Source organism: Tunturiibacter psychrotolerans, from assembly GCF_051013365.1.
Lineage (GTDB): Bacteria > Acidobacteriota > Terriglobia > Terriglobales > Acidobacteriaceae > Edaphobacter > Edaphobacter psychrotolerans_A.
Genome location: NZ_CP132941.1, coordinates 89934 through 112827, shown reverse-complemented (window position 1 = coordinate 112827; position 22894 = coordinate 89934). Strand labels below are relative to the sequence as shown.

Genomic DNA, 22894 nt, shown 5'->3' with positions numbered 1-22894 from the left:
CAGCTGATAAAGAAAACGGGATCGAGATCGCAGCTGCAAGGCTGCACAATTTCCTTTGGCCTCAGGCAAATGATGCCGCAATTCACTTGACACGGCAAGCTCCATTGAACTACTGTCGCGGCGCTGCCATTGGACGCTTCAGGCAACCGCCGAACGACCGGGCCCTTAACTCAAAACGGAACAGCCAGTTTCTTCGGGGAGCCCCCATGAACATTCTCATTGGAATACACCGTCTTCTTGGCGTGGCCAAGTTCTACATCCTTCTGCTTCTTCTGTGCGTTTTGGCGGCGCCAGCGCTTGCGGCCGATCCGCCCATCCCTTCGGGGAAGATACGCATTCACTACCACCGACCGGATGGCAACTACAGCGGGTGGACGGTCTATGCCTTTGATAACACTACGGAAGACACTGGCAACTATGGTGGTGGACCAGTTGTGGTTACTAGCACGGACAGCTTTGGCGCGTACTTCGATGTTGGAGTGACAGCCGGTGCGCAAGAGGTTGGGATCATTATTCACAACCCGACGGCATCGGGTGGAGATCAGAAAGACACTCCAAATAACCTGTTTGTCGACCCGGCTACAGAGGGTTTCGAGTACTGGGGTTATAGCGGCATCGGCAAACTGTACAAGAGCCAGCCAAGTCTGACCAATCCTACCGCGCTGTTGCCCGGATATGCTCGCATCCACTACTTCCGGCCCGATGGGCAGTATGCAAATTGGACCGCCTATGCCTTCAACGACACGGCGGAATATACCGGCGACTACAACAGCGGACTGACTGGAGTAACCAGCCTTGACTCCTATGGTGCGTACTTCGACATCAGCCTGATTCCGAATCCGAAGGATCTCGGATTCATCGTCCACAACATCTCCACGGGGGTGAAGGATCCCGGGCCTGACATGCATCTGGATGTCGCCACCAATACCCAGGCGTGGGTAATTTCAGGCAACGCGACCGTCTTCCCCACGACGCCGACTCCGACCCAGATACTGAATAGTTTGCTGAACGTGGAGCAGGCCTACTGGCTTGATCGCCAGCGAGTGGCCATCCAGCCGCAGTTTGCTCAAAGCGGAGATACCTTTGCGATAAGCTCCAGCCTTACCGGCGGGTTATCTGTAACTCCCACGGGCGTCACTGGAGGCAACAGTATTCCACTGACGATTGGCGGAACTCTGACTGCAGATGAGTTGCTCCGCTACCCGCAGTTGAGTGGCTACACCATCCTCCAGCTACCGGAGAATACGCAGGTCTCGGCCATACAGACAGCTCTGGAGGGACAGCTCGCTTTTTCAGCAGTAGGTTCGAACGGAATGCTGCAGTATGCCACTGGGATTCAGTTCGCGGGCGTTCTAGATGATCTGTACTACTACCCTGGCAAGCTAGGCGTCGTCTTTCATCATTGGGACGACAAAGACTGGAACGACTGGCCTGATGACCAGGACTGCGCCGTGAAGCTGAAGGTGTGGGCGCCCACCGCGCAGAGTGTCTCGTTGCAGATCTTCGACCACGAATCCGATACGGCTCCTTCGTCCGTCGTCCCGATGCATAACCACAATGGTGTATGGGTAGCTCGCGGGGATTCCAGTTGGAAAGATAAGTACTATCTCTACAGCGTGAATGTCTGGGTGTCAGCCGACGGCGCGGTGGACACGAATGTAACGAGCGATCCTTATTCCATCGACATCGCATTGAATGGAACCAAGAGCAGAATTACCGATCTTGCCTCCAGCGAGACGAAGCCCGCAGGCTGGGATGAGGAGACTTCGCCTGCGCTGAGTAGCTTCAGCGACATGAGCGTGTATGAGCTGCACATTCGCGACTTCAGCGTGAATGATCTCACTGTTCCACCGGCTCATCGCGGCTTCTATGAGGCTTTCGAAGACCAGGACTCTGACGGCATGAAGCATCTTCGCTCTTTAGCTGCTAGTGGGCTCAAGGCAGTTCATATCCTGCCTTCCTTCCACTTCGCGAGTGTGAATGAAGACAAATCCACATGGATCATTCCCTCTGGTCTTGCGGCGTATCCGCCGGACGGGGAGCAGCAGCAGGCGGCCGTCACCGCCAGTCAGAGTAATCCTGCGTATAACTGGGGTTACGATCCGGTGCACTACATGACGCCGGAGGGCAGCTACGCGATAAATCCCGATGACCGGGTGCGTGAATATCGAGGAATGGTACATGGGCTTCACAAGGCAGGACTGCGTGTGGTCCAAGATGTGGTATTCAATCACACGAACGCCAGCGGTGAAGGTCCAAACTCCAATCTTGACGAGGTAGTGCCGAATTACTATCACCGCCTTGATGCGAATGGAAACCTTGAAACAGGTTCGTGCTGTCCGGACACGGCGAGCGAACACCGCATGATGGAAAAGCTAATCATCGACACTCTCGTGCTCAACGCGAGGGACTATAAGATCGATGGCTTTCGTTTCGACATCTTGAGCTTCATGTTTACCTACAACGTTAAAAACATTCAGAAAGCTCTGTATTCGCTTACTCCCGAAAAGGACGGTGTGGATGGATCCAAGATCTATTTGTATGGAGAAGGTTTCAACTTTGGAGACACTGCGAACAATCAAATAGGGCCAAACGCCTCGCAGATTAACCTCTACGGTTTTGGCGTTGGCACCTTCAACGACCGCATCCGCGATGGCATCCACGGTGGTAGTCCGTTCACCGATGAGCGGGTACAGGGATTTGCGACAGGACTCTTCACCGATCCAAGCGATTACACCAACGCGAACCCTCCATCGAACGGTCAACAAAACCAATTGCTCCAATATTCCGATTGGATCGACGTTGGACTAACGGGAAACCTGCGCGACTACAGCTTTATCGATAGTGCAGGAGCGACAGTAACCGGAGCGCATGTGAACTACAACGGACAACCCACGGGATACACCAAGAGCCCGTTTGAGGCGGTGAACTATGCCTCTGTCCACGATAATCAGGATCTCTTCGATCAGGTGCAGCTAAAGTCGAGCTTCAAAGACAGCATCGCGACTCGCGCCCGGAGGCAAGTGCTGGGCATGAGCCTGATCTCTCTGGGGGAGGGGGTTCCATTCTTCCAAGCGGGTGACGATCTGCTGCGCTCGAAGGACATGGACCAGAACAGCTATAACTCCGGAGACTGGTTCAATAAGATCGACTGGAGTGGCAAGACAGCAAACTGGGGCATCGGCTTGCCCATTGCGAGCCAGAACCAGCCCCAGTGGCCGATCATGACGCCGCTGCTCAGTGATTCTGCTTACACGCCGCTTCCAGCAAATATTGCATATACTGAGGCGGCCTTTGGTGAACTGTTGAATATCCGCTACAGCTCAGAGTTGTTCCGGATGGCAACGTTTGAGGAAGTGCAGCGGAATCTTACCTTTCTGAACACGGGGCCAAACCAAACGCCGGGACTGATTGTAATGAAGCTGGATGCGAATGGCGGCAACTACGGAATCTACAAACACATCGTGGTAGTCTTCAACGCAACCAATGAGTCGGCAACTTTCACCAATAGTCGGCTCGAAGGATTGCCTCTGCATCTGCACCCGGTGCAGCGAAAATCAAGCGATCCAGTCACGAGGCAATCCACCTTCAACTCGAAAGAAGGCACTGCTACAGTCCCCGGTCTCACAACAGCGGTGTTTGTGGCTGAAACCGATTAGGAACCGACTTGCTGAAAGTGGCGCATCTTTCGTTAGTAACCGCGAGAATGCCCGGACGGCGGGGCCAACCATGGGATTGCCTCTTCGAGTAGGCGATTCTGAATATTGCTGGCGAAGATCTTATCGCCGTGCCCCATATTTAGGTACAACATGCGGTATCGCGTGTTCGTCCAGACAACTGGTAGATCTCCCCCTACGATCGTGTCTTTCAATCCTATTGGGTAGTTGGAAGGGGAGAGAGTCAGGAGTACCTTAACGTCCTGGTTCAGGCGTGGAGACGGCTTCCAGATGTACCACTCGTTAGATGGCGAGAGGAACGATTTTGGAAGGTTCTTCGTGAGAGGATGAGTCGGATCGTCGACTATGACTTCTGCCGGCAGCGGCGGCCAATTGTTGCCGTAGAAAACTCCACCGCCAAGAAAGCGAACAAACCAGGGCCAATGCGTGTCACTGTCGTTATACGCAGCAATATGAAAACCCAGCCAGCCTCCACCGTGCTCCATATATTGCTCGAAGGCGGCACGCTGTTGGGGCGTGTGTGGCTGATCATCAAGCCAGATCACCAGTTGATAGTGCGCCAGAGTTGCAGCGTTAAGATCGTCCCAGCGGGTTGTGGGGGTGAAGTCGAAGTGGCGGCGTCTTGCCACACTGCTATAGAAGGCAATCGCCTGATGAGCGAAGTCGACATGATCATGTTCGACTGCTTCTGAATAAAACGCCAGCACATGAAAGGTCGGCTGCTGGGCGTGCGCCGTGGTCGCGAAAAGTAGAACAAGCGCCAAAAGAGATCTCATCGGCCGGCTGCCCAAAGGATGGAGTTGTGAAACAAGGTCGTGAAGTTGGAGTTCTCAAATAATTCAGCGTGGTGCCCCATGAAAATATAGATGTTGCGCGCTTTCACGTGCTCATTCGTCCATACGACAGGATGGTCTCCCATTTTGATCGTCGTCCCCGGCGTGTAGGTGTTCTCATCGACGCTCGCCAGAACGTGCACGTTTGTGCGCGGTGATTGACTCCACGTATACCACTCCTCATTTTCGATCTTGAACGAGCGTGGGAGACCTTTCATCGTTGGATGAGTGCGATCTTCAACCAGTACAGTCCCGGTGACAAAGGTTGGAATGTACTGTGTGAACCTTATATCGCCCATAAAACGCGAGAACCACGGCCACATGGGGAAGCCATCAAACTCGCCTAGGAGCGTAGCGTGATGGAAGCCTATCCAGCCGATCGTTCCATGCTCGATTGCCTTCTCGAACGCGCTGGTCGCGGTGGGTGTCCAATTATAGGGCGGATAGTTGAGCTGGATAAAAAGCCTGTACTTCGCAAGAAAAGAATCGTTGATGAGCTTGGTGTCTTCAATGTAATCCACAGTGAAGTTGTAAGTCTGTGCCTCGTTCTGCAACCATACCGTCGCGGCGTCGACGAAGGGTTCGTGAATGCCGCCCGCTTCAGCGATAGCAATAACTTTGAATGTAGGGGGAACAGTTTGTGCCGCCGCGTTGCGCGAAAAGAGCAGGGCTGTAGCTGCTATGAGAAGAATCCGAAGAGATGCACAATAGGGTTCACGAGTCACGAAGCGTTATCCTTACCATCGACGAAATACAGAAACTTCTGTGCTGGATATTACTCTAGGTAAAGTTTTGTCCTATATATACAAATCTCACAAAAACCGAGATCAGAGGTGAGCGATGAAGATGGCACCGTGCAGATGCTTCGGGCTCGCAGCAATGCTTGTGTTCATGAGTTGGTCGCTTCGGGCGCAGTTCGGTAGTTTATCTTCGGGCTTGATCAATCCTTCAGGGATTCGCTACAGCCATAAGAATGGCAAGCTGTATGTCGTCGATCCCGAGCATGAGGGGATCGCGATCGTAGCTACGAACGGCACTGTAAAGTCGCTCCGCACTGGGTTGGGGCCAGTATCAATCGCAGTGGATGAGCAAACCGGCCGGGTGTATGTAGCGAACTCGGGGGACAGATCGATCGCAGTGATAGATGGATCAACGGATTCGGTAATTGCTATGGGTAGCACGGCTGCAAAGCCCTATGCCATTGCCGTTGATGAAGTGAACGACAAGGTTTACGTCTCCAATACATTCAGCGACCAACTGACCATGATGGACGGGAAGACAAACGCCATAAGGAATGTAGAGGCTGGATCGGCAGATGCGATTTTCGTGGACGCGCGGCGCAGCAAAGTGTATTTGCTCGGGTACGAGAGCGATTCGGTGAGAGTGTTGGATGAGCAGACAGGCAGCCTCTCAAAGCTTCCCACCGGGGCGATGCATGTGTGGGCGATCGTCCAACTGGGATCAGTACTTTATGTCACGCACGTTCAGGACGCATCCATGGAAGCGATCAATGTGGAGACACACGTGACGCAAACGATCGCAACTGGAGCGATGCCGTGTGCGCTTGCAGTTGACGCCGATCACAATGAGCTCTATGTCGCGAATTATGCCGGATCCTCCATATCCATCGTCGATGCTCGTGCCGGTACGACGGTCGCAACGGTGATCGTGGGCGGCCATCCGCAGGCCATCGCAGTGGATACAGAGCGACGCCTGCTCTATGTTGCTGACGCCCAGGACAACTCCGTGAGCATTATCGATATACGACGCCGTCGTATCTTGAGGAAATTAGGAATCAATGGCCGGCCGTACGCTCTTTCAGTCGATAGCCGGACGCATCGGGTCTTCGCGGCAATATCGGGATCGACTCCGTACAAAGAATTGGAATAGGGAGGCTCTATTCCCCGATCAGGTGAAGCACAATCTCTCGTCGATGAGGACGTACTCGGTGCTCAAAAAGATAAATGCCTTGCCAAGTTCCCAATGCAGGCCTTCCATCTACAACCGGTATCGATAGCTGTACCTGAGTCAGTGACGTCTTCAGATGTGCTGGCATATCGTCGGCCCCTTCGGAGTCGTGATCATAGGGCCCATCCTCAGGCGCGAGACGATCGAAATACGCTTCGATGTCGCTGCGCACTGTCGGATCCGCATTCTCCTGGATCAAAAGTGAGGCTGATGTGTGTCGGCAAAATATAGTTAGAAGACCAGTGTGCATTTTCTGCTGGCCGACCCATTCGTTGATAGTCGACGTGACCTCATAGAGTCTTCGGCCACGTGTCGAGATTTCGAGGTTATGCACTGACTGCTTCAATTGTTTCTGCCTCTATGTTCTCCATTTATGTCATCACATCGTAGCGACGAAGCCAAGGGTGCTCGCGCAGAAACACCAAGGCCGCTACTCGATTACGTAGCGGCCTTGCGCTGAACGGACTAAGAGGCTAGTGGAGTGGAGGATTCGCGCGTTGGGCAAGGTCTAACGCCTGCTGCGGGAACCATGCACCTGCTGCGGGATCGTAGAGTCCCCATAGAGGATCGAAGATAGCCTGCTGAGCGGCGGTGGTCGGCCATCCAGCGGGCTCGTAGACACTGTAGTCCCAGGCGCGAACGCCCCCTGCTGAATCGCAGGTCCCATCTGACTGGCCGGGAGTCTTGACCCATAGGTAAGCATCAAGCAGTGCGACGCCGGTGCTCACCGTGGGGGGAACTCCGAGGCCGCGTGCTGGTGGGTTACACCAGCCTCCGTTGTTGAGGGTCGTGATGACGGAAGCGGATTGGTTATAGGGTGGGGTGGCGTAGCTGGCTGCGTTGAAGGGGCCCTGTCCGTTGCGACTGGTGTCGATGACGAAGTGGGTGCTCGGGACTGCGGTGCCCATGTTCTGCTGAAACCATTCGTCGGTGTAGATCCAGGTGGTGATGTCATCTGGGTTCACGGTACCGAGTGGAGAGTAGTACTGGCTGGCGCAGTAGGAGTAGTTGCCGAGGCGCCAGCCACCGTCGGCAGCGTTCATGCCGAACGCCATGCAGGCGGAGACCCAGGTGTCGAACTTCGACTCGTAGGTAGAAAGGTTGTAGTTCGAGACGTTGGAGAAGAAACCCTGGGCCTGTTGAACGCCAGCGGTGATCAAGCGCTGAGTAATGACAGGAACGGCCTGCCAATGGCTGTTGCCGGCGTCGATGTAGACGATGGTTTTTGGTTGTTGTTCGAGCCGAGTGATAGCGTAGTTGATCTGAGCGTAGCGGTTACCGACGGCCTCAGGAATATTGACCTGGGTTGGATCGTATCCGCAGTCGCTGGGAAGGTCGGCGATGGCGTCAGGCTCGAGCAGGATGACGACCTTCTGATTGCCGATTGCGCCGGCAATGGCGTCGATCCAGGCGTCGTAGTCGGCAGTGTTTTCTGCGCCGCCGGCGGAGTAGCTGCCGCAGTCACGACCGGGAATGTTGTAAAGAACGAAGATTGGAATGGCGCGCTGAAAGGTGGCCTCGCGTAGCGTAGTCGTGACGGTTGAGGCAGTTTGTGCAGGGGTATTGCCGGTGAGCCAGACAGCCTGCGGGGTGGCTTCCATCGCTGCGATCAAGAGAGCGTTCTTGAGTTGAAACTTCTCCAGTAGACCGACCGCCTGTTGGATGGAGCCGCTGGCGGGTTGCGGGACGAAGAAGCGCGTATTGGTGGGAAGGGTTTTGTCCTCTGGGATTTGGGCGGTTGCCTTGGTTGCTAGGGAGGTAGTTGCTAGTAGAGCGGCTGCTGCGAACACCCTAATGACGATGCTATGGATGAAGCGATGATGCATGGGGAGCCTCCTGAGTCATCTTCACGAACGCATGTGCAAGCCGACACCGACCGTCGATCATGCATAATCCAATGCGCCGTTCGGTGTACCAACTTAGTTAGCCGAACAGTCATTGTCAATTAGCGAATATTGAAATGGTGAACGACCAGCCGGGTATCTACCATGACCGGCAAGTAGTTGCGCAGGTTTTCCTGAACTTGCGAGACTACTACGAACGCATTGCTCGCGGGAGACAGTCCGCCTGGGTAGAGAAGCAAGGCAAGAGCGTCTTGATATATTGGATATCTCAAAGCGAAACGCTAAACGGATGGCTTTGATCGCACCTCCTTTTTGTCTGCGAACATTTCGACCAGGAGAACACATTGCGCCGTCGCTCATTCATCGCCGCACTCCCCCTTGCCGTTACGGGTTCCATTGCATCGGCTCACCGGTCCATCGCCATCGCCCAGAGCGACGAACGGAAGACGGGCCCATCGAACACATCCCTGCCGAAGTTTCAGGCCGCAGGCGACGAGCGCTTCGTGCGGCCAGACGTTCACGCAGGCGATCGCGTTTCAGGTGCCAGCTTTGCTAGCCGTTCTGCGGCCATGGGATGCTCTGGAGCCGCCGGCACGGCCCATCCCATCGCAACATTGACTGCAATCGAAATCCTGAAGCGGGGCGGCTCCGCAATCGACGCCGCTATCGCAGCCAACGCGTGCCTCGGCTTCCTCGAGCCTACGAGCTCCGGCATCGGCGGCGACTGTTACGCGATGATCTGGGATCCAAAGCTCGCTAAGGTCGTCAGCTTAGCCGGCTCCGGTCGTTCTCCGAAATCTCTCACACTCGAGACCGCTCGCTCCCGCGCCAAAGACGGAGTTCTTCCACCCCTTGGGGCAGTTAGCGTCTCCACACCTGGAGCACTCGACGCCTGGTGGACTCTTCATCGGCGCTACGGAAAACTCAAATGGGCTGAGCTCTTTGAGCCCGCAATTCACCTCGCCGAATCCGGCGTTCCTGTCCCACAGATCATCGGCTTCTACATCAAGCGAAACCTTACTGCCTTCACGCGCCCTGGCTCAGGAGTCGAAGAGACCGCGAACGCGATGCACACCTGGGCCCCCAACGGCAAAGCTCCGAATGAGGGCGATGTCTTCCGCAACCCCGATCTGGCCCGCACGTACAAAATGATCGCCCAGGGAGGTCGCGACGCCTACTATGACGGCCCCATCGCGAAGACCATCGACGCCTACTTCAAGCGCATCGGCGGCTGGCTCTCCGCCGAAGATCTTCGCGACCAGCACGCCGAATGGGGCGACCCACTCGTGACCAAATATCGAGGCGTCGACGTCTACGGCATGGCCGCCAACACGCAAGGTCTCGCCACCCTCCAACTTCTCAACATTGCCGAAAACTTCGACCTCCGCAACATGGGCTTCCAGTCTCCGCAGTCCATTCACGTTCAGATCGAAGCCAAGCGTCTCGCCTACGAAGACCGAGCCCGATACTACGCTGATCCCCACTTCGCCAAGATCCCCTACGAGTTCCTCAACTCAAAGTCCTACGCGGCCGAGCGCGCAAAACTCATCAAACTCGACAGTATCCTCACTCCGGTACATCCTGGCCAGGCTCCAAGCCACGGCGACACCACCTACTTCACCGTCTCAGACAAAGACGGCATCATGATCTCCATGATTCAGTCCAACTTCCGCGGTATGGGCTCCGGCCTCGTCGCCGATGGCCTGGGCTTCATGTTCCAGGATCGCGGCGAGCTGTTTTCCCTGCAGGACGGTCACCCGAATATCTACGCCCCCGGCAAACGTCCCTTCCAAACCATCATCCCCGGCTTCGCCACCAAAGACGGCAAACCGTGGATGTCCTTCGGTGTCATGGGCGGAGACATGCAGCCGCAGGGTCAGGGTCAGATCATCATCAATCGAGTCGACTACGGCTTGGATATTCAGGCCGCCGGAGACAGCCCCCGCTGGCACCACGAAGGCAGCTCGCAATCCATGGGCGAAGACCCCAAAGGCCTCGGCCCAACAGGGATTCTGCGACTTGAAGCCGGAGTTCCGGCAGCCACCCGTGAGGCCCTCATCGCTCTGGGTTGGCCGATGGGACCCTCCGACGGCGGATATGGACGCTATGAATGCATCGAGCATCGCATGGACGGCACCGACCGCGTCTACTCGGCAGCCTCAGAGATGCGCGCCGACGGCTGCGCCCTCGCCTACTAACATTGCGTGAGTTTCATCCTTGCCTAACGGCACGCGCAAATCACCTTCGATGATCGTTACTGTTTTGGGGAATCGTCGTCTAACTGGAGTGATGTCTTCGGCAGCTTCCCTAGTGCCCTTGCATTTTGTCTATGGGCGATCTTCTTGGCACGCTCCGCTACGGCTTCTTCTTTGCTTGCCGCTAGCGTTGAGTCGATGCTCGTCTCCTGAATGGCGAAATGAGCTCGAAAAAACTGACAGAACTGATTGATTCCACTGGCTGCATTTGGGCAAATTAATTTGTCGCAGATTGGTGAAAAATAAATCCGCCAGTAATGACTCGGTATATTGACACCGCTGGAAATAGGTGAAACTTTAGATATCACCACGAAAAAGTTTTTTTGTTGTGGAACTCGTCACAGTCGGACTCAGACAGTAAATCGAGGACGACAAGACCGGTCCACCGGCGTTACTTGGGCCCACCGGATGTGCTTGCCACACGTACGTTCGGAGTCCTTTTTCGGCCGCAGTTCTTCCATAGAGAAGTCGTAGTTCGTGCAACTTCATTTGCAGGAGGCCTGAAGTGAAGATTTCATGTAAGTTCTCAAACGGTTTGTTAGGTTTTGCTATGTTGTTGCAGATGACCGTTGGCGTGTGCCTTGCACAGTCGACGGCGAATCTGTCGGGCACCGTGATAGACCCAAGCGGTGCGGTGGTTCCCGGCGCGCACGTTAGAGTGCATTCGCTTGCCACGGGCCTTGATCGCGAGGTCGTTACCGACGGGGCGGGAGTCTATGGCGTTCCGTCGTTGCAACCCGGCGAGTACGATCTGCAGATTTCGGGTGCGGGCTTTAGCTTGTATACCGTAAAAAACCTGGTGCTGGAAGTGAACCAGACGGTTGCTGTGAATGCGCAGCTTGCTCTGATATCCGCTGGCGAAACGGTGCAGGTGGACAGCGGCGCACCACAGATCGAGACGCAGACCATGACGGTCGGGCAGGTCATCGACAGGGCGACCGTGCAGCAGATTCCATTGAACGGGCGGCACTTTCTGGATCTGACGGTGCTGACCCCCGGTGGCGTGGTTGCTCCAACGGCCGGAAATCTGACGTCGGCCAGCCGCGGCCTGGGTGCCAACTCGTTTGACTCTGCAGGTAATCGCGAAGACTCGGTAAACTTCCAGATCAACGGCGTGAACCTGAACGACATAAGCCAGAACCAGATCACCTTCCAACCCTCGATCAGCACCACCTCCGAGTTCAAGATCAACAACGCTACCTTCAGCGCAGAGTATGGCCGCAGCTCGGGCTCGATTGTGAACGTCGCCACGCGTTCCGGGACCAACCAGTTTCATGGCGAGGCGTTTGATTACTTCCGCAACGAGGCACTCGACGCGCGCAACTACTTCAACCGCAACTTCAACCCTGCCACTGGAGTGCCCATTCCCGGCCTGCCAGGCGAGAAGGCGCCGCTCAAGCGAAACAACTTCGGCGGATCAGTGGGCGGTCCCATCTGGAGAGAGCACACTTTCTTCTTCGGCAGCTATGAAGGCTTGCGGCAGCGTCAGGGCATTCTCCAGAACAGCACGGTGCTTACCCCGGTTCAGCAGGCGCAGATCGCTGCGAATGCGGCACAGTTTCCCGCTGCTGCAAAGCTGGCGGCACTGATTCCACTACCGAACAGCGGAAGTAACTATGTCGCGTTCACGCCTGGCCCGGTCAATATTGATCAGTTCACCGTCGACATCATGCACCAGTTCAACAGCTCGGACTCTGCACATGGTTTTTATGCTTTCCAGAAGGACGTTCGTACGGAGCCTGCGTTGCAGGGCGATACGATTCCCGGTTGGGGCGATCACCGCAGCGCGCATCGGCAGATACTCACCTTCAACGAAACTCATATCTTCAATCCGAACTTCGTGAATGAAGTACGTCTCGGCTTCAACCGCATCTCCATCGCCTTCAATCCGGCCAATCTTACCGACCCGAATAGCGTGGGTCTCGGCGATGGCCTTCAGGGCAATGTTGGCCTACCGCAGATCACTCTGTCTGATATTGGCCTCGTTTTTGGTGGACCTGCGGGGTTTCCTCAGGGCCGCAACGACACGCTTGGCATTGTTTCGGATACGGCGACATTGCTGCGCGGCAGGCACAGCATTAAATTCGGCGGGGAGTACCGCCGCTATCTGAGCGCCAGCTTTGCCGCAAACATCGGCACGCTTACCTATGTGAGCACACCCAACAACTTCGAGATGGACAACGCCACGGTCTTCAGCATTCAGCCGAATACTGTCACCAGCCGTGTCTACGACACCGCAGTCGGAGGGTTTGTGCAGGACAACTTCAAGCTCACACCGAAGGTGACCCTGGAGTATGGTCTTCGCTTCGAGTGGAATGGTACGCCTGTGGAAGGCGCGAATCGATTTGTGCTCTTCAATCCGAATGGAAATGGCGGCCCGACACTGACGCAGGTGGGCACGAACGGAATTCCAGCTAACGGCGCGTACTCGCAGAACTACAACATAGAGCCCCGGCTGGGATTTGCGGTCGATCTCTTCGGTACCGGCAAGACCGTGGTGCGTGGTGGCTATGCGTATCTCGTGGATCAACCGGTTTCGAACGTGGTGGGCGGACTGTACACCAATCCTCCCTTCAGTACCGCGGTCTCTTACAATGGAGCTCCTATTCCGGTATCCACTCTGTATGCATCGGCGAAAGCGTCGGCCATCGGAATCAGCTCCGTCAACCCCAACCTCAGGAACGCGTACATCGAAGGCTTCAATCTAAACGTGCAGCAGGCGCTTTCCGGCAGCATGGTTGCTTCGATTGGGTACTACGGATCGGTCGGACGCCATCTGCGCATTACAACCAACGAGAACCAGGCAACCGGGCCAGCTGGATCCCCACACTTGTATCAGAAGCTTTCACCCAATAGCCCCATCGATGCCAATACCTCCATCGCTTCCAACATTCCGGAGGTGAACAGCATCGGCATCTCGAATTACAACGGGATGTGGGCCACGCTCAGCAAAAACATGAAGCATGGACTCCAATTCAATGTGAATTACGAGTGGACGAAGTCGATGGATCTCAACTCACTCGGATCGCAAGGAGGTCTTACTGCTGCAGGCGGCGCCCCGCAGGATAGCAACAATCCCGCTGGCAACTACGGGTTGTCGGATTTCGACACGCGCAATCACTTCGCCGGAACCGCGATCTACAATCTGCCTTTCAAGCGCAACCGATTGGTCTCGGGCTACCAGCTTTCGACGATCGTCCAGTACCAGACCGGGAACCCCGTCAACATACTCGCGAGCAGCTCAAACTATAACGGCCTTACCGGTGCCATCCGCCCCAATAAGGTTGGCCCAATCACCACGCATAAATCGCAGACTGCGATTGCCAATGTAACCTTCATTCCACACTCGAATGTTTGCGCCATCGGACCGACTCTGGCAGTTCCAAGCGGATGCAGCCTGCAGATTCAGGGAACGCAGGCGACTCCGACTGCAGCCATCGTCTATACCGGCATCGGCAATATTCAGCGGAACGCAGTGACTGGACCTGGATTTGCGGACTTCGATCTCTCCGGAGAGAAGGACACGAATCTGTTTGAAGGGCTTAACTTCAAACTTCGTGTCGATGCCTTTGACATTCTCAATCATCCCAACTTCGGGCAGCCGTCTGGCAATACACAGTCGTCGACCTTCGGCCAAATCTCCGCAACCCGCTTCGCCACCAGCGATGGCGGCTCTTCTCGCCAGCTTCAAATTAGCGGTAAGTTTGTCTTCTAAATCTGCTACTGAGACGCGCTTCGCTGAGTTGCTTTCAGCGGGGCGCGCCGCTTTGTTTAACGTGCCTCGATGCGTTCGACAGAATCCCCTTCGAAAATCTTACCTAGGTGGCGCTGTCGGATGTAGCTTCCAAATCATCTCTTCATCTTCGTTTATTCGTAGGCTGCGCGAATCAGCGTGTCTCTTCGTTTGGGAAGGCCGTGAATGGCGATTAGACGTGATGTCGTGAGTCCGTATGATTTTGTGGCGTCGACGATGATGGCTTGCAGAGGAGCCTACAATGTACCTGCGCTAGAGCTTCATAAGTCAAGTGGAAGGCCGAAAGATAAGGAGAACTCCTGAATGAACGATGTATCAACTCTGGGTCAGAGGGGCAGCGCAGTGCAAGCTGACCGGACGAGCACCGGGAAAGAACACTTTGAAGTGCTGGATGGATTGAGAGGGAGTGCGGCCATCCTGATTGTTATCTTTCATGTCTTCAATTACTCATTCGGGTGGGACACTCCTCTGAGCCTGATGCACCACGCCTACCTGGCAGTCGATTTCTTCTTCGGGCTCTCCGGTTTTGTCGTCGCCTATGCCTACGATGACCGATGGAATCGAATGTCTAACTTCCAATTCTTTCGGATCCGGCTCATTCGGCTTCATCCGCTGGTGCTGGTGGGTGCGACCTTTGGCTTTCTCGGCTATCTTCTCGATCCCTTTGGCAAGGGCATAAACCAGACCTCAACGCCGATGCTACTGCTGGCCTATGTGACTTCACTTCTCCTGTTGCCTTCTCCGCCAGTAGGGGGCCGACAGAACGAAAGCCAGGCACTCAATGGGCCAGCGTGGTCCCTCATGCAGGAGTATCTCGGAAATATCGCTTACGCTCTGATTCTTCGCCGCCTGCGTGCGCTCACGCTTGGAATTATCTTCGGAGTCTCCGGGCTGCTGCTCATATGGGTCGGGAATGTGAAAGGTTCACTGGATGGGGGCTGGGGATACCCGGATATCTGGATGGCACCCCTGCGGTTGACCGTCTCTTTTGTGATGGGGCTCTGGCTGTATCGTATTCAGGGTCGCATTCGCCGTCCCAAGATTGGACTCCTGATTCTTTCGATTCTTCTTGTGGCTTCTGCCATTCGTGATCGCTTTGGCATGGCTAATTCTCAAATATTTCGATGAGCCTGTTCGTGCGTGGCTGTCCCGCCGCTACGGCATAAAGCGGGCAGCAGCATAGCGCCCGACATCATCGCAGCAGGGAAGCCGACCTATTTCCAAAACGAAGGGTCGAAAATCATGATGCTGAAGAGGTCTTCTGCTATCGCTCCTTCAAGCGTATGTCCCGCGATGAGGAACCCACGTAGGCGACTGCGTCCGCAATATACCGCCAAGCGGCGGCGGACGTGTCCCAAACGCTTTGGGCCTTGGGCGAAACCGCGATCTCGACCTGTTGGCTTTCTCCAGCTTTCAAATGAATCTTGCTCCAGCCGCCCAACCGCAGAGGTGGCTCCCCGGCGTAATCAATTCCGAGGTAGACCTGCGGAACTTCTGCACCTTCAACAGTGCCGTCATTCTTGACCGTGAATGACACGTGGAGAGTGTGATCCGGGTCGCGCTTTAGGGAGAGATCCGAGTAGGTAAAGTGGGTATACGACAGCCCGTAGCCGAACTCAAAAAGCGGTGCAAGTTTCTTCGCGTCGTACCAGCGATAGCCTATATTGAGTTTTTCAGAATAGACAGGATCTTTAGAAATCGCGCCGGTAGCACCCCAGGTGGGAGTATCCTCGTCCCGCGCAGGAAACGTAAACGGCAGCTTGCCGGAAGGATCCACCTTGCCAAACAAGACATTGGCGATCGCTCTGCCTCCCGCTTCGCCTGGATACCAGGTTTCGATGATCGCCGCCACCTTATCTTTCCACGGCATCAGAATCGGATTACCACTCTCGATCACAACGATCGTTTGAGGGTTGGCGTTTGCAACAGCATCTACCAGTTCATTCTGGTTCGAAGGGTTCTGCAAACTGAGAGTCCTCAAATCTCCGAAATCTTCCCCAGCGGGCTGCGCGACTACGACAATTGCGATGTCCGACCGACGTGCCAGCGCGACTGCGTCGGCGATTTCGCCCGGACTATATGCGCGGAAAGGAGCTCGCTCGTCTAGGACCCCAGAAAACTCTACTTCGCTGGCTGGCGATAGTTCGTGAAGGGCTTTTGTCAGGGGAACAGGAACCTTCAGCCACGGATTGCGCCACCATCCGCAACCATTATGGTCGACAAATTCCAGACCTTCACACCCAATGAACGAGCCTGTCACTGGATGCATCGTATCTGCAGAACCGCCTCCAGACATCACAGCTACATCCGCATGGGAGCCGATGACCGCAATATGCTTCAGCTTTGAGGCTGATAGCGGAAGCTGCCGACGATCGTTCTTGAGCAATACGATGGATTGTTCCTCTACGGATTGGGCAAAGGTCCGCGCCGCATCGAAGTCAATCTTCTCGCCACCGTGGGGAGGATTATCCATAACGCCGGAAGCAATCATTGAATAGAGTTTGCGGCGCACCATATCGTCGATCCGCTCTTGGGTGATGTCACGGTTGGTTAACGCGAATAGGACTGGGACACGCCCAAAGTAAGAAGGGCCCGCATCGCTTCCTTCTTCTTCATCAAGGCCGGCGTTGATCGCCTTTCTCGTCGTGTGAGTCGCTCCCCAGTCCGACTGTACCTGGCCCGGAAAGTGCCATTGCGTTTTCAGAATGTCAGTAAGAAGCACTGAATTCTCGCAGGCGTAGTCACCATTCAGCCGGTTATAGCTGCACATAACGCTTGCCGGATGTCCCTGTTCAATGGCGATTTCAAAAGGTAATAAATAAAGCTCTCGCAGGGTGCGGTCATCGATGCGGCTGTCTCCACCCATGCGGTTCGTCTCCTGTTCATTTCCCGCAAAGTGTTTGATCGACGCCATCACCTTCTGGCTCTGAGTCCCTTTCGTGCGCTCGGCCAACAGTTCCCCCGCGAGGAGTGGATCTTCGCCTAAATACTCGAATGCTCTGCCTCCACGGGGTTCTCTTGTGAGATTTGCACCTCCGCCAAGACCCATAGCGAATCCTTGTGCACGCAACTGGATCGCTATTTCACTCCCGTAGTCATGAGACAACTGCCTGTCCCAACTGGCAGCAAGAGCAATCGTCGCAGGGAAAGTAGAGCTCGGCTGGGTTGTGCTCCCTGAACCTGTGCTCGAATCAGACATATTGATGTCGGGAATATGGAGCCTCGTTACACCGTCGATATATCCGCCTCCGCCACCTGGTGAGGCATTCGAGGGATACTTGGAGAGAATCAACTGAAGCTTCTCGTCGAGAGTCAGCTTCTTCACTAGTTCATTTGCGCGCCGCCAGACAGCGTCATTTGTGGTCACGCCCTCTTGGGCCTCCGCCGTTATCGGGCGGGAAACGGCCAAAAACATAGTAAGAAGCACTACGATCCATAAGCGATGAGGCTGCATAACATTCCGTCGCATTCTCAATGAACTTTTCCTCAAATCCAAAGTTGTCTCCATTCTGACGCGCGAAGTTGCCATTATGATCTGTTCATACTCTTGTTCAGGGCTGGGACGAGGCACATAAGAAGTGCGAGAGCGACAAACGCTCCTCGCAATCCAACGGAATGAGCGATAAAGCCCACCAACGCCGGCCCTGCTAGCAGACCTGCATATCCCGCACATGTAGCGGCAGCAAGAGCAAGCGGAGCAGGCATCTCCCGCTGGTTTCCCGCTCGCCGAAACAAAATTGGCACGATGTTTGCTGCTCCAAGGCCGATAAGAACAAACCCGGCCAAAGCGAGGGCAGTGTATTGCGAAGCAAGCAAGACCGCAAAGCCAGAAACCGCTGTCAGGCCACTTACCAGAAATACCTTGCGATCGCCTAGCTGCGTGATCGCGCGATCCCCAGTGAGACGTCCTATTGTCATGGCTATCGAAAATAGCATGTAGCCGACTCCGCCTCTGGCAGCCGCAACCATCTTCGTGGTTACCAGCAGTAGAGCACTCCAATCAAGCAGCGCTCCCTCGACCAGAAATGAGACAAACGCAAGTAGGGCAATCACCAGAACAACACCGCGGGGCATGACAAACAAGGGGCCTGGAGTTTCGTTGCCCGTTCGCAGCAGATGCGGAGCCGCCGCACTGACAGCGGATGCGACTGCGATGGAACCGATGACGCAGCTGTGGAACGGGGAGATATGGCTGGACAGCATGAGCGTCATAAATCCCGACCCGGCGAATCCTCCGATACTGAACAGAGCATGGAATCCCGACATGAGCGGGCGCGATAAAGCCCGTTCCACCTCCACTGCATGGAGATTCATGGCAACATCCAGGGAACCGAGCGACGCGCCGAACAGCATAAGTGCTGCCCCGAGAGACACTGGACGATCCGTAAGCATTAGAAGCGGCAGAAAAAGCGATACCCCATAACCACCAGCAAGGATGATTGGCTTGCTGCCAAATTTCGTCGCGAGGATTCCAGTAATTGGCATTGCGGCAACCGAGCCGGCACCAAGGCATAGAAGCAGAAATCCCAGGGCGCCATCTCCAATCCCGAGCCGGGTCTTGGCGAAAGGAACAAGAGGAGCCCAACAGGCCACCGCGAAACCAGCCGCGGCAAAACAGAGCCGCGTGGCTAGACGTGATTTTGAGTGATCGGTGACGGATGACATCTCATACTCCCGTCGCGACAGATTGAGGCGACTCGTCCGCAATCAGAACGCTGGTCCCGGCCTTTTCAAGTGTCTCTAAAAGATGGGAGGGGGTATCGTGTGGAACAACCAACTCATGGACGAACGCCAGCGGGCCGATGACGTGCGGTGCTCGGGTCTCAAGTTTGTCGAGCGTCACGAGCGCGGTCACTCTCTGGCTGCGAGAGAGCAGGACGCGTTTGAAGAGCGTATCCGCAGGGTTGAATCCTCCAAGGCCTAATTGCGAAGAAACTGCGCAGGCGCCAAGAAAGCAGTGATCGATATTCATTGTCTGCACGGCGAGGACAGCCTTGGCATCCACGCACGCGGCTAATTCAGTATCTACTTCGCCGCCGACCATAAGGAGTCTGAGCCCCTTCCGATTAAGGACAGCATTCGCTATCGGAACTGAGTTAGTCGCAACGGTCAGGGACTTGTTCTCAGGCAATTCTGCTACCAGTGCCAGATTCGTGCTACCCCCATCCAAAAAGATCAACCCTCGAGGTTGAATCAGGCGCGCACCGGTCCGCGCGAGCAGAGTCTTTTCACTTGATTGAACCAGAACGCGTTCTGTCAGCGATCCAGAGGCAGACGACACGGGAAGGGCGCCACCATACACCCGCTTGCAGCGACCTTCTGCGGCGAGTGCTCGCAGATCACGCCGTATCGCATCTTCAGAGATCCGAAACTCTTCCGCCAAATCGGAAGCGATAACCGGGAGTCCTGAATCGAGTCTTTCCGCGATCACCTTTCGTCTGGATGTGGGCAGCGGTGAATCATGCATAAACAAGAAATACCATGAATCAACATGCATTCTCAAGAGGTGCCAATCTGACGACGAATCTGAGAGCGGCTGGTGCGAACATGAAGACAGCCGGGGAACACCTCCGTCACGCGAACTCGCGAATCGTCCTGGGTTTCAGACGGAAATCACTCGATGATTTTGGCTATACTCGGTCGGTTACTTGAGTGCATAATCGCCGAGTCACTCATTGAGTGCATTGGCCTGAATGCGCTAACTGAGATCTTCGCTGGCGCTGGTGGACCCAGCAACGGTCCTGGTCAGCCCAATGAATGAAGTGGCCGGGTCGTGTGCGACCCGACCATATCTTACTCTAGAACAGATCGCCGGCCCTAGTCGTGGCGCTCTCAAAACTGTTTGTGCGCGACGCAATTGATCACGGTACCCGGGTCTGTAGTGCGATAGGAAGTTCGTTCCCGTCATCACTAATCACGAAGAAGCCGTCGACGGTTGTGCCTCCGCCCGTAACGGTATATAAGTACCGGTGCAATCAGTGTTAACCTTGTAACTTCCAGTTAGCACTCCATAGGAAACGCTGCCGTTGAGGCTGGACCATCCACTAATCAAGATTCTGCCTTTTCAATGATTACTTCCGCATTGCCATCCATCGGAGACGGCTAGTTGCCAATGCTGTCATTTGCTTGAACTCCATGCTCAAACGGATCCGGAAAACGCGGGAAGGAGAATCGACCCTCGACTAATCTCGTGCTGGCAGCGGGAAATTGATGAACTCAAAGATTGTCGCATTCCGTCCGGACCGCACACAAAATGACGGAGACGGTCCGACAATAGACTAATCATCCCTCTGACTTTTTGATCTCCCAAGTCGCTGATATCCAGGGTGAACACCCCGTGCGAGCCCCTGCTGATCGGCGATTCGGTGCAGCCATCCGGTTAGTTGGTCGCGCTCGTCCGTACTGAGCGCGGCGAGTAGAGCATCCTGGTGCTCGCGTGCGACCCTTCCGATCCTCTCAAGTATTTCGCCTCCATTTTTGGTCAGATGTAGCGAGTAGAGCCGCCTGTCGTTCGGGTTCTGTTTGCGCTCCACGAGCTTGCGATTCTCCAGGTTGTCCAGAATTGCGACCAGTCGGCTGGGATGAATTTGCAATCTTGTAGAAAGATCCTGCTGACTGATGCCTGCAGCAACACGCAATAACCGAAGGATTCCCGCATCCGGCGGAGTCAGCTCCAGTGCCGAAAGCCGTTCTCCAAAAAGCGAAGCGGCATGAGCGCCGATTTGAGCGAGCAGGAATGCAGGTTGTCCCTTTTCAGTGTTCTTGTCATTCATATCGATAAAACATTATTGCAAAACCAATTCGTTAATTATATAAATTATTTCGTTATGAAATCGACACGCTCATTTCGTGGTCCCTCTTTGATTCTGCTCGCGATTGTCCACATCGCTGTCTTCGTGTCCAATCTCGTAGTGGTAGCAGCGCTCCGTCACGGCGCCCCATACGTTAACCCCTTTGCCACGGGCGAAGCTCTGAGTGCATTCTTTCTCCAGAATCCAGCTGCTGTTCGCATCGGAAACCTGCTTTTGTTCGGCTCCGCCATTCCCTTCGGAATCTTTGCAGTGACGTTGGTCAGTCGACTGCGCTTTCTTGGCGTACGTGCCGCCGGCACTAATATCGCTCTTTTCGGAGGAATAACAGCAGCAAATGCGTTAATACTCTCTGGAATTTCCGGATGGATCCTGTCGCTGACAGAAGTTGCCGTTCAAGCGCCACTGGCGAAAGCCATCTTCTTTTTTAGTTTTCTATCTGGCGGAGTTGCCTATGCGGTCGGCTTCGGCTTATTGGCCGCAGGTGTGTCGGTCACCAGCTACTTCACGCGCATTCTCCCGCGCTGGGTGGTTGTGTTGGGCATCGTCGTGGCACTCGCGGGTGAGCTTTCGTCGCTCAGCCTGGTTACTTACCCAGCTAATTACTTGATCCCAATCTCCCGCTACGTAGGTTTCATTTGGATGCTATCCGTCGCCATCTCTCTGACGAGAAACAAGCAGAAAGTGCAAATCACAAAAGATGAAAACACTCGACCGTCTCATTCTTCGGCGCAACTAGCCGGCACAACGTAAATCGCCAAAGACGGTTCGGCTTTGGAAAGAGGGTGCTTGATAGAAAGTGCCAGAGGACAAGTGTCTCTGCGAACCCCGACGACTCTACAACGCATATCGCGTGCGAGATTGCTGCTAAGACTGGCTCCTTCAACCACGGCAAACGCCGCAGCTCCAACACGAGGGCATGATGCTGAATCGACTCCGAAACTTCCTCCCGGGTCTCCTTCTCCTGGGGAGTCCTTACGGACGAGCTGCACGTGTGGATTTTGCGATTCATCTGCAAGGCAGCGGGCAATGCGGTGCCTACACAGAGCTGCAGCCGTTTCTGACAAGCCTCCAATCGGCGGCGAACTCACGCGTGCATTTCGAAGTGGCCGAACGAAATTCGATCTTGGGATCGGTCGCAGTACGAGCAAAACAACTCGATGATTGGCTTGATGCCGCAGAGCACAGGTCACAGTTGATGAGTCGAATACGAAGGTGAACTCCGCGAGCGTGCATGCACACGGCCGTTCAATCCAGAAAACAGCGCGGCGATTGAGGAAGTCTTTATCCAGCTCTAGGGTTGGGCGGCGGGGTCGCTATAACCGTAATCGAGGCCACAGGGTCACATAAGGGTACTTAATAATTGCGGGAGCGCACCGGTTGTCAGATCCCGATTTGGACGAGGTCACGAAGTTCTCGGAGCACGCAGTCGATGCGGCTCAAATCAACACGTTCACCCCTCTATCGAGGCTTGACGCATAGGCTTTAGTCGTGGTCGAATCGAGCTCCAGAATCCCGACATTCAAATTCGGAAAGAGCGGAGGCTCTCATGAATCCGATCCAACAACTACAGTTTAGATTTATTACGGAGCCTGATTTCAGGAAACAGGTGCTCGACGACCCTGCGACGGCTTTAAGAGCTGTTGGCATTGAGCCTACCGAGGACATCTTGCGCATACTTCAGCATCTGAAAAAGGATCTTACTAAACTGGCCGAGCAGCTGGGCGTAGGGACCATCGATTGCATTTAGGGCC

Annotated in this window: 15 protein-coding genes; 7 read left to right on the top strand and 8 right to left on the bottom strand. The window is 55.0% G+C overall.

Annotated elements, in window-relative coordinates; all coding sequences use genetic code 11:
- Positions 1-206: 206 nt before the first annotated feature.
- Positions 207-3659, top strand: coding sequence for a pullulanase-type alpha-1,6-glucosidase (gene pulA / locus RBB76_RS00490; protein ID WP_429633544.1), 3453 nt, complete (start codon positions 207-209; stop codon positions 3657-3659).
- A gap of 32 nt (positions 3660-3691) precedes the next feature.
- Here pulA and RBB76_RS00485 read toward each other — a convergent pair whose 3' ends face one another.
- Together RBB76_RS00485 and RBB76_RS00480 are read right to left on the bottom strand one after the other, a co-directional pair.
- Complete coding sequence (locus tag RBB76_RS00485; RefSeq protein WP_429633546.1) at positions 3692-4441, bottom strand: ThuA domain-containing protein; 750 nt, start codon at positions 4439-4441, stop codon at positions 3692-3694.
- 8 nt (positions 4442-4449) lie between these two features.
- A complete protein-coding gene (locus RBB76_RS00480) occupies positions 4450-5235 on the bottom strand; it encodes a ThuA domain-containing protein (protein WP_429633547.1) in 786 nt (261 codons plus the stop codon).
- A 166-nt stretch (positions 5236-5401) separates the two neighbouring features.
- Between RBB76_RS00480 and RBB76_RS00475 the strand changes: the two genes are divergently transcribed.
- On the top strand, positions 5402-6400 hold the full coding sequence (locus RBB76_RS00475) for a beta-propeller fold lactonase family protein (protein ID WP_429633549.1): 999 nt from the start codon (positions 5402-5404) through the stop codon (positions 6398-6400).
- A gap of 7 nt (positions 6401-6407) precedes the next feature.
- On the opposite strand, the gene RBB76_RS00470 is transcribed toward RBB76_RS00475, so the two are convergent.
- Entirely contained in the window at positions 6408-6812 is a 405-nt protein-coding gene (locus RBB76_RS00470; protein WP_429633599.1) for a secondary thiamine-phosphate synthase enzyme YjbQ, read from the bottom strand.
- A 139-nt stretch (positions 6813-6951) separates the two neighbouring features.
- Entirely contained in the window at positions 6952-8304 is a 1353-nt protein-coding gene (locus tag RBB76_RS00465; RefSeq protein ID WP_429633551.1) for a glycoside hydrolase family 6 protein, read from the bottom strand.
- A gap of 362 nt (positions 8305-8666) precedes the next feature.
- On the opposite strand from RBB76_RS00465, the gene RBB76_RS00460 reads away from it, so the two are divergent.
- The 3 genes from RBB76_RS00460 (at position 8667) to RBB76_RS00450 (ending at position 15459) form a co-directional block, all read left to right on the top strand.
- Positions 8667-10520 (top strand): gamma-glutamyltransferase family protein, encoded by a 1854-nt coding sequence (locus tag RBB76_RS00460; protein ID WP_429633553.1) that lies wholly within the window; start codon positions 8667-8669, stop codon positions 10518-10520.
- A 562-nt stretch (positions 10521-11082) separates the two neighbouring features.
- Positions 11083-14292, top strand: a complete 3210-nt coding sequence (locus RBB76_RS00455; RefSeq protein ID WP_429633555.1) for a carboxypeptidase regulatory-like domain-containing protein — start codon at positions 11083-11085, stop codon at positions 14290-14292.
- Positions 14293-14634: 342 nt separating this feature from the next.
- Positions 14635-15459 (top strand): acyltransferase family protein, encoded by an 825-nt coding sequence (locus RBB76_RS00450; protein ID WP_429633556.1) that lies wholly within the window; start codon positions 14635-14637, stop codon positions 15457-15459.
- A 136-nt stretch (positions 15460-15595) separates the two neighbouring features.
- Here the strand turns inward: RBB76_RS00450 and RBB76_RS00445 are convergent, their stop codons facing one another.
- From RBB76_RS00445 to RBB76_RS00430, 4 genes are all read right to left on the bottom strand, one after another.
- Positions 15596-17698 carry a beta-glucosidase gene (locus tag RBB76_RS00445; protein WP_429633558.1) on the bottom strand — a complete coding sequence of 701 codons (2103 nt, stop codon included), beginning with the start codon at positions 17696-17698 and terminating at the stop codon, positions 15596-15598.
- Between the two features lie 161 nt (positions 17699-17859).
- On the bottom strand, positions 17860-18996 hold the full coding sequence (locus RBB76_RS00440) for an MFS transporter (RefSeq protein ID WP_429633560.1): 1137 nt from the start codon (positions 18994-18996) through the stop codon (positions 17860-17862).
- 1 nt (position 18997) lies between these two features.
- Entirely contained in the window at positions 18998-19762 is a 765-nt protein-coding gene (locus RBB76_RS00435) for a DeoR/GlpR family DNA-binding transcription regulator (RefSeq protein WP_433963496.1), read from the bottom strand.
- Positions 19763-20609: 847 nt separating this feature from the next.
- Positions 20610-21104 (bottom strand): MarR family winged helix-turn-helix transcriptional regulator, encoded by a 495-nt coding sequence (locus RBB76_RS00430; RefSeq protein WP_429633564.1) that lies wholly within the window; start codon positions 21102-21104, stop codon positions 20610-20612.
- Here RBB76_RS00430 and RBB76_RS00425 point away from each other — a divergent pair.
- Both RBB76_RS00425 and RBB76_RS00420 read left to right on the top strand, forming a co-directional pair.
- Entirely contained in the window at positions 21042-21893 is an 852-nt protein-coding gene (locus tag RBB76_RS00425) for a hypothetical protein (protein ID WP_429633603.1), read from the top strand. The genes RBB76_RS00430 and RBB76_RS00425 overlap by 63 nt on opposite strands.
- 796 nt (positions 21894-22689) lie before the next feature.
- Positions 22690-22890 carry a hypothetical protein gene (locus tag RBB76_RS00420; RefSeq protein ID WP_429633565.1) on the top strand — a complete coding sequence of 67 codons (201 nt, stop codon included), beginning with the start codon at positions 22690-22692 and terminating at the stop codon, positions 22888-22890.
- The last annotated feature ends 4 nt before the right edge of the window (positions 22891-22894 follow it).

Excerpts from the sequence above, each read along its gene's own strand:
- pulA (WP_429633544.1), top strand. The coding sequence starts at position 207 with ATGAACATTCTCATTGGAATACACCGTCTTCTTGGCGTGGCCAAGTTC.
- RBB76_RS00475 (WP_429633549.1), top strand. The coding sequence starts at position 5,402 with ATGAGTTGGTCGCTTCGGGCGCAGTTCGGTAGTTTATCTTCGGGCTTG.
- RBB76_RS00465 (WP_429633551.1), bottom strand. The coding sequence starts at position 8,304 with ATGCATCATCGCTTCATCCATAGCATCGTCATTAGGGTGTTCGCAGCA.
- RBB76_RS00450 (WP_429633556.1), top strand. The coding sequence starts at position 14,635 with ATGAACGATGTATCAACTCTGGGTCAGAGGGGCAGCGCAGTGCAAGCT.
- RBB76_RS00440 (WP_429633560.1), bottom strand. The coding sequence starts at position 18,996 with ATGTCATCCGTCACCGATCACTCAAAATCACGTCTAGCCACGCGGCTC.
- RBB76_RS00425 (WP_429633603.1), top strand. The coding sequence starts at position 21,042 with ATGAGCGCCGATTTGAGCGAGCAGGAATGCAGGTTGTCCCTTTTCAGT.
- RBB76_RS00430 (WP_429633564.1), bottom strand. The coding sequence starts at position 21,104 with ATGAATGACAAGAACACTGAAAAGGGACAACCTGCATTCCTGCTCGCT.
- RBB76_RS00420 (WP_429633565.1), top strand. The coding sequence starts at position 22,690 with ATGAATCCGATCCAACAACTACAGTTTAGATTTATTACGGAGCCTGAT.